We start from the raw sequence: 7,462 nt of genomic DNA, 5'->3' as shown, positions 1-7,462 counted from the left end.
AAACCAATTAAAAGAAAATGATTTCTGAGATTAAATTATCATATAGTTGTGTATATACAGACTTTTATGATAAATCTCATTGAAATCCAAACTTCTAATTGATACAATTAATTAAATAGTTTATATGGAAGGGGTTTAGTATGAGAAGATTAATGAAAACCAGCGAATTACGCCGCTTAAACATAATTGAAGCATTAATCGAAAAAGATGATTGGGAGAATATTGCTACCATAGCTAAACAATTGCATTCATCTGAACGAACGATTCGCGAAGATATTTTATTTTTAAAAAACACTTTTAATGAATTCACTATTGAAACAAACCATAATGGCGTCAGGATACTTTTAAATAAAAACTTTGGTTTAAAATCCGTCTATCGTCAAATTTTAAAAGAATCAATCCCTTTTAAGTTGATGGAACTTATTTTCTTTGATGAAACCATGTCGGTTGATGATTTAGCTGAAAAGCTCTTCGTGAGTGCTTCCTCTACTTATCGAACAATTCAACAGATAAATAAAATTTTAAGCACTGACTATCATGCAAATATCGAAACTAATCCATGTCAAGTGGTTGGAAATGAACATTTTATCCGAAATTTTTACTCTGCCTATTTTAAGGAAACCTATTCAATTGTTGAATGGCCTTTTAAGGGAACAGATGAAGAAGCCATTAATCAAGCCTTTATAAGTTTATTTCAAATTCTCCCTGAAAAACTTGATGTCAATATAGATTATGCTTACTTCGAATCAATAAAAATTGTCATCGCAGTAAATCGCATTCGCTATCAACATGGACATCTCATTGATATGGTCTACTTAGACTCACCCTGGGTATCACAAATTACCCATGCACTTAATTCACGCGATTTATCAAGTTTTTCTGCTCTTAAGAATGTTAAAGCAGTTCCAGTCACTCCTGAATCTCTCATCCAATTATATACACCTTATTTAAATTTTGAGCGTACATGGACTATGGAAAAACTGAATGAATTACGCAAAGAAGACATAAAATTAAATACGGCTGTCACTTTTTTGGAAGAGAATTTTATAAAATTGGCAGATAGTTTAAATATAACGGTCAACGCTGATTATTTTAGTCTAGCTATGATTGGGACGTCTTCTATTGAAGATAATGATCCGAATAATTTATTTATCCTTTTTGATAGAAATCGTATCTTCCTTAATGAATTTAAAAAGAAATTTCCATATGTTTATCGTTCTACCCGTTCAATTGTCAAAAAATTCAGATCACTTATGGGGCTGAACCAAGCCGAAGATAAAATCAATCATTTGACCTATACTATTCTTACCTATTGGGAAAATTTAATTACCCAATTGAACGAAGTGTACTATTCGGTAAAAATTACAATTATTAGTGATGGGCATACTTCTCATGCCCAAATGTTAGCGGAGTTTATAAGTTCACAGGTAAAGATTTCGCCTAAATTTAATATCTATAAAGAATTTATCATCACTACAGAAATACTAAACAAGCTTGACACAGACATAATCATTACTAATTTTACGCTTCCAGAAGGTATCAATAAAGAAGTCATAATGATCGAACATTTTCCTACGGCACAAAATATGCAACAAATTGAAGATAGTATAAGAACCATTATTGATGAACGTATTAGCGCCCAAAATGACCAGGCTGATTTTCCAATTAACTAATAAAGACAAAAAAGACGTTAAATACTCCAAAGGGAGATTTAACGTCTTTTTGTTATTTATCAAATACATCTTTTATTCGATCAAAGAATCCAGAGTCGGAACCTTTTACATCACTACCTGATAATCTTGCTAATTCAGCAAACAATTCTTTTTCTTTATCCGATAATTTCTTCGGTGTTACAACGTTAACCGTTACATGTTGGTCACCGGTGTAGCCACCTCTTACGCTTGGAGCACCTTTACCTTTAAGTCTAAAGGTGGTGTTTGTTTGCGTTCCAGCAGGGATTTTCAATTTAACATTGCCATGAACCGTTGGTACTTTTACTTCGTCACCCAAAGCGGCTTGTGAGAATGAAATAGGTAAGTCATAATAAATTTCAGTCCCATCACGTTCAAATTTATCACTTTCTTTCACTTGGAAAACAACGTATAAATCTCCGTAAGGACCACCATTCGTTCCTGCTTCACCTTGTCCACTTAATCGCATTTGTTGATCTGATTCCACACCAGCGGGTACAGTTACTTTAACTGAATGTTGATGTGTTTCAGTTCCACTACCATGACAAGATGGACATTTTTCTTTGATTTCTGTACCTGTCCCATTACATACATCACACGTAGCTTGTGTCATAACACGTCCAAATGGCGTATTACGTTCTACTTGAGTTACACCACTACCATGGCACTTATGACATGTTTCAGGGCTAGTCCCTGGTTTTGCACCCGAGCCATGACAAGTATGACATTCTTCACGGCGTTGATAATTAATCGTTTCTTCTTTACCAAAAATCGCTTCTTCAAATGTCAATGTGACCGTATATTGTAAGTCACTCCCTTGTCGGGGAGCGTTTGGATTACGACTGGTTCGACTGCCCGTAGATCCTCCAAAGAATGTATCGAAAATATCATCAAAACCGGAGAAACCACCTGTTCCACCACTGAACCCACCAAATCCACTATTAAAGTTTGGATCGTTGGCTGCATGTCCATATTGGTCATATGCCGCTCTCTTTTGCGAATCACTCAATACTTCATAAGCTTCAGTGACTTCTTTGAATTTTTTGTCTGCATCAGCTTCTTTATTAATATCCGGATGGTATTTTTTTGATAATTTACGATAAGCTTTTTTAATCTCATCATCAGATGCATCACGTGATACGCCTAAGACATCATAATAATCACGTTTATCTGCCATATTCTACCTCCTCATCAAAATATTGGAATAATTTTACTCTACATAATATTAGCATTTTTCTGAAAAAATACACCTTAAATTTACCTTAAAGAATGAAAACCAAGGAAAAAAGATCCTTGGTTTCCAAGCATGCTCAATATGAGAGGTATTATTCGTCTACTTCTTCGAAGTCAGCATCTACAACACCGTCTTCATCTGTGTTAGTTGAAGAATTAGCATCTGCTTCAGCTTGTGCTTGTTGAGCTGCTTGTTCATACAATTTAACAGATAAGTTTTGTACGATTTCATTAAGGCTATCGCGTTTTTCTTTCATTTGTTCTAAATCATTAGCATCGATAGCTGCTTGCAATTCATCTCTAGCTGTTTCAGCTTCTTTAATTTCTTCTTCAGAAACTTTGTCTTTTAATTCAGTTAACGTTTTATTTGTCGTAAAGATTAATTGGTCAACTTCATTACGTAAATCGGCTTCTTCACGACGTACTTTATCGGCTTCAGCATTTGCTTCAGCATCTTGAACCATACGTTCAATTTCTTCTTCTGTTAAACCTGAAGAAGATTTAATGGTAATAGTTTGTTCTTTTTGAGTACCTAAGTCTTTGGCGCTAACGTTAACAATACCGTTTTTATCAATATCAAAGGTTACTTCAATTTGAGGAACACCACGAGGTGCTGCTGGAATATCGTTTAATTGGAAACGACCTAACGTTTTGTTATCGGCAGCCATTTGACGTTCACCTTGTAATACATGGACATCAACAGCTGGTTGATTATCGGCAGCCGTAGAGAACACTTGTGATTTTGAGGTAGGAATCGTTGTATTACGATCGATTAATTTCGTAAATACCCCACCCATTGTTTCAATACCTAATGATAATGGTGTTACGTCTAATAAAACAATATCTTTTACATCACCAGAGATAACGCCCGCTTGGATAGCAGCACCCATTGCCACTACTTCATCAGGGTTAACTGATTTGTTCGGTTCTTTACCTGTTTCTTTACGAACAGCTTCAACAACTGCAGGAATACGTGTTGAACCACCGACTAAGATAACTTCATCAATTTCACCTTTAGATAAACCTGCATCTTTTAAGGCTTGACGAACGGGGCCTTTAGTTTTGTCAACTAAATCCACGGTTAATTCATCGAATTTAGTACGGCTTAAAGTTGTTTCTAAGTGCAATGGACCTGCATCAGATGCCGTAATAAATGGTAAGCTAATTTGTGTGGTTGTTACGCCTGATAAGTCTTTTTTAGCTTTTTCAGCTGCGTCTTTCAAACGTTGTAAAGCCATTTTATCTTTACTTAAATCAATACCATTTTCTTTTTTGAATTCAGCGACTAGATAGTCAATGATTTTATTGTCAAAATCATCCCCACCTAAATTGTTTTCACCTGCGGTTGATAGTACATCAAATACACCATCACCTAATTCAAGAATAGAAACGTCAAACGTTCCCCCACCTAAGTCAAAGACTAAGATGTTTTCATTTTTATCGGTTTTATCTAAACCATATGCTAAAGCGGCTGCGGTTGGTTCGTTAACAATACGTTCTACTTCTAAGCCTGCGATTTTACCTGCATCTTTTGTTGCTTGACGTTGAGCGTCATTAAAGTATGCTGGAACTGTAATAACAGCTTTTTCAACTTTTTCACCTAAGTAATCTTCTGCATAAGATTTTAAATATTGTAAAATCATTGCGGAAATTTCTTGTGGAGTATAGCTTTTATCTGCTAAAGTTACTTTATAACCTGCTTCACCCATGTGACGTTTGATGGAACTAACAGTGTTAGGATTTGTTACTGCTTGACGCTTAGCAACTTCACCTACTTGGATTTCGTCATTTTTAAAAGCAACGACTGAAGGGGTTGTACGGTTTCCTTCTGGATTGGGAATAATTTTTGCTTCGTTTCCTTCTAATACTGCAACAGCTGAGTTTGTTGTACCTAAGTCAATACCTATAATTTTTGCCATAATTAATTAACTCCTTATTTTCTAATTTTATGCACTTACGATAACCATTGCTGGTCTTAACACACGATCGTGTATACTATACCCTTTTTGTAACACTTTAACAACAATATCGCTTTCTTGTCCTTCTTCAGCTGGCATAGTGCTAACTGCTTGATGATAAGTTGGATTAAACGGTTCATTCAATGGGTCTAGTATTTTAATTTCTTCGCTATTAAAAGCATTTAGTAGTTGGTTATAAACCATTTCTACCCCTTTTTTGATAGCTAATGCATCTTCACTTTGTGATTCTGTGCTTAACGCACGTTCTAAATTATCCACTACATCTAATAGCTGAGATGCTAATTTTTGTGAGCGATATTTAGCGGCATCCTGACGATCTAAGTTATTTCTACGTTGCATATTAGCAATTTCAGCCTGCAAACGTAGATTTTTTTCTTCAAGTGCTTCGATTTCTTTTTCTAATTTAGTTGTTTCATCCTCTTCTACAACCGGGGCTTCCTCAACATCTTCAAGATTTGCATCTTCGATATCGGGGGTTACCTCAGTCATTTGAGAATCAAGGATTTCTTCTTCTTTATTTATATTTTGATTGTTTTCTTCAGCCAATCGATACCCTCCTCTAATTTCATTATATTCTTGATAGCTCGTCGATCATCTTTTCAACAATAGCAATAATCCGATCAAACGGCATGGTTGTTGGACCTAACAAACCAACGGTAATAGATAGCTCATTAGCTTTGTATGTACCTGTCACTAAGGATAATCGATTTAGTTGGTTATTTAAGATTTCTTGGTCAAACAGGACTTCCACGCCATCTTGACGACTTTCTAATAATTGAAGCATTTTAGGCGATCCGTCAAGTAAATTGAACAGCTCTTTTAGATTTGGGCCAGATGTCTGATCGACCAAATCCAGCAAATTATTTTTGCCAACGACATAATAGCGTTGACTTTGTAATGTGTGGCTAGTTTTATCAATTAAACTTGAAAAATTTAATTGATAGCCTACAATCCTTTGAGTTAGCATCGGGATTGTTAGTTTTAACTTCTGAGAAGCAGCTTCAAGTGATAGTTCATTTAATTCTGAATTGATTAATTCTGAAACTTGATTGATGGCGTCTTTTGGAATTTGATAATTCAAATTAAATAACTGACTCTCGACATGACCTTGATCAGTAAGCAGTGTCGCAATTACACTATAATCATTTAAATACACGAGTCGAAACTCTTTAATATAGTGCTTCTCACCTGTTCGGTTTAAGACAACTGCGGCATAGCCGGTTAACTCCACTAAAATGTTTGCTGCCATCTGAGCAAGCTGAATGGGGTCACTAAGTCTTTCGCGAAACAGCGAATTAAATGCTTCACTATCTTGTTCCAATAAGTTAGTCGGTTGTTTATCCGAAATTAAATGATTGACGTATAAATGGTAACCTTCAAACGACGGTATCCGTCCACTGGACGTGTGCGCTTTGACTAAATATCCCTGATCTTCAAGGATTTTCATCTCATTACGTACGGTCGCCGAACTAACATCAAGTGGACTTTCTTTTAGTAAAGTCTTTGAGCCAATTGGTTCTTCTAGTTCACCGTAGAGCTGAACAATCAGAGTAAGTATCTGTTGTTGTCTCGGTGTTAACATCTCCTCACCTCACTTTTAGCACTTATTTAATCAGAGTGCTAACATATCTATATAATACATGGTTTCACAAGGCTTGTCAAGTGTTTTTAGCAAAAAAAACAAAAAAATTAGCACTCTATGTAGTAGAGTGCTAATTCAGTGCTTTTGAATATTTTCAGGCTAGACATTAATCACATAAATACTTTGTTTAAGCTCTTCCCGTAAACTTTTTGTCCACCATTGTCGGCCATAGCCTAAGGAATTAACAATCATTTTCGTTTGTTGATAATCCCTTTGTGCCCTAAAATGCACATGTCCCATAATACTATGTGTGATAGGATAGTGATGATAAAATGGTAAAATATCATCCGTAGCTATAAAGGCATTAAAGAAATCAAAGACTTTATGAGGCATCGGAACAACAAACCCTGGATAGGTAATCATATGGGTTAATAAGATTATCTGCTTAGACCCGACGGCTTCTATATCTGCTTGTATTTCTTTAGCAAATTGACTCGAGAGTTCTTTGTCTGATTGTTCCCATTCAATATAAGCTTTATCTTGCCAACGTCCATGACGGTACTTACCTGCATCTAACTCTGCCTCACTAAAGCCTGGTGCGTGGTAAGCATGATTATACCAAGCTACATGACCAACAAGCCCCACGTCTAAGTTAAGCTTTAAGGGTTTATTTAATAAAGACTGGGGATGTTGAACAAATTTAGTATGGATTTGATTGCCTGTTAGTTCAATCCCCTCCATTTGCCAATAGTCATGATTACCAGGGATAAAATAGACAGGGATATGTAATTGTGTTTGAAGGTTTTCAACAAACGATAGTGTTAGTGAATAATGATTGGCGACGTCGCCGCCAATAAAAAACATATCTAAACGCATTTGCTTGATGATTTCAACCAAAGCGTCAAAATAGTCTTCAGCTGTTGCTTGAGGATTTACATCAATATGTAAGTCCGAGATAAAACCTAGTCGCATAGTCA

Annotated in this window: 6 protein-coding genes; 1 reads left to right on the top strand and 5 read right to left on the bottom strand. The window is 35.7% G+C overall.

What is annotated here, in order from left to right:
• Window positions 1–140: 140 nt before the first annotated feature.
• Window positions 141–1,673: a helix-turn-helix domain-containing protein gene (locus NRE15_RS01740; RefSeq protein WP_313793900.1), complete on the top strand. Its 1,533-nt coding sequence runs from the start codon at window positions 141–143 to the stop codon at window positions 1,671–1,673.
• 52 nt (window positions 1,674–1,725) lie between these two features.
• On the opposite strand, the gene dnaJ is transcribed toward NRE15_RS01740, so the two are convergent.
• The 5 genes from dnaJ to NRE15_RS01715 all read right to left on the bottom strand — a co-directional run bounded on the left by dnaJ (window position 1,726) and on the right by NRE15_RS01715 (window position 7,457).
• A complete protein-coding gene (dnaJ, locus tag NRE15_RS01735) occupies window positions 1,726–2,868 on the bottom strand; it encodes a molecular chaperone DnaJ (RefSeq protein WP_313793899.1) in 1,143 nt (380 codons plus the stop codon).
• A 148-nt stretch (window positions 2,869–3,016) separates the two neighbouring features.
• Window positions 3,017–4,843 (bottom strand): molecular chaperone DnaK, encoded by a 1,827-nt coding sequence (dnaK, locus tag NRE15_RS01730; RefSeq protein ID WP_313793898.1) that lies wholly within the window; start codon window positions 4,841–4,843, stop codon window positions 3,017–3,019.
• 27 nt (window positions 4,844–4,870) lie between these two features.
• A complete protein-coding gene (gene grpE, locus NRE15_RS01725; protein ID WP_313793897.1) occupies window positions 4,871–5,449 on the bottom strand; it encodes a nucleotide exchange factor GrpE in 579 nt (192 codons plus the stop codon).
• A 22-nt stretch (window positions 5,450–5,471) separates the two neighbouring features.
• Entirely contained in the window at window positions 5,472–6,485 is a 1,014-nt protein-coding gene (hrcA, locus tag NRE15_RS01720) for a heat-inducible transcriptional repressor HrcA (RefSeq protein ID WP_313793896.1), read from the bottom strand.
• A 159-nt stretch (window positions 6,486–6,644) separates the two neighbouring features.
• Window positions 6,645–7,457: a metallophosphoesterase gene (locus NRE15_RS01715; protein ID WP_313793895.1), complete on the bottom strand. Its 813-nt coding sequence runs from the start codon at window positions 7,455–7,457 to the stop codon at window positions 6,645–6,647.
• Between the last annotated feature and the right edge of the window lie 5 nt (window positions 7,458–7,462).

It is taken from the genome of Fundicoccus culcitae (assembly GCF_024661895.1).
GTDB lineage: Bacteria > Bacillota > Bacilli > Lactobacillales > Aerococcaceae > Fundicoccus_A > Fundicoccus_A culcitae.
Note: the sequence above shows the minus strand (reverse complement) of the source record. Positions and strands in the feature narration are given on the sequence as shown.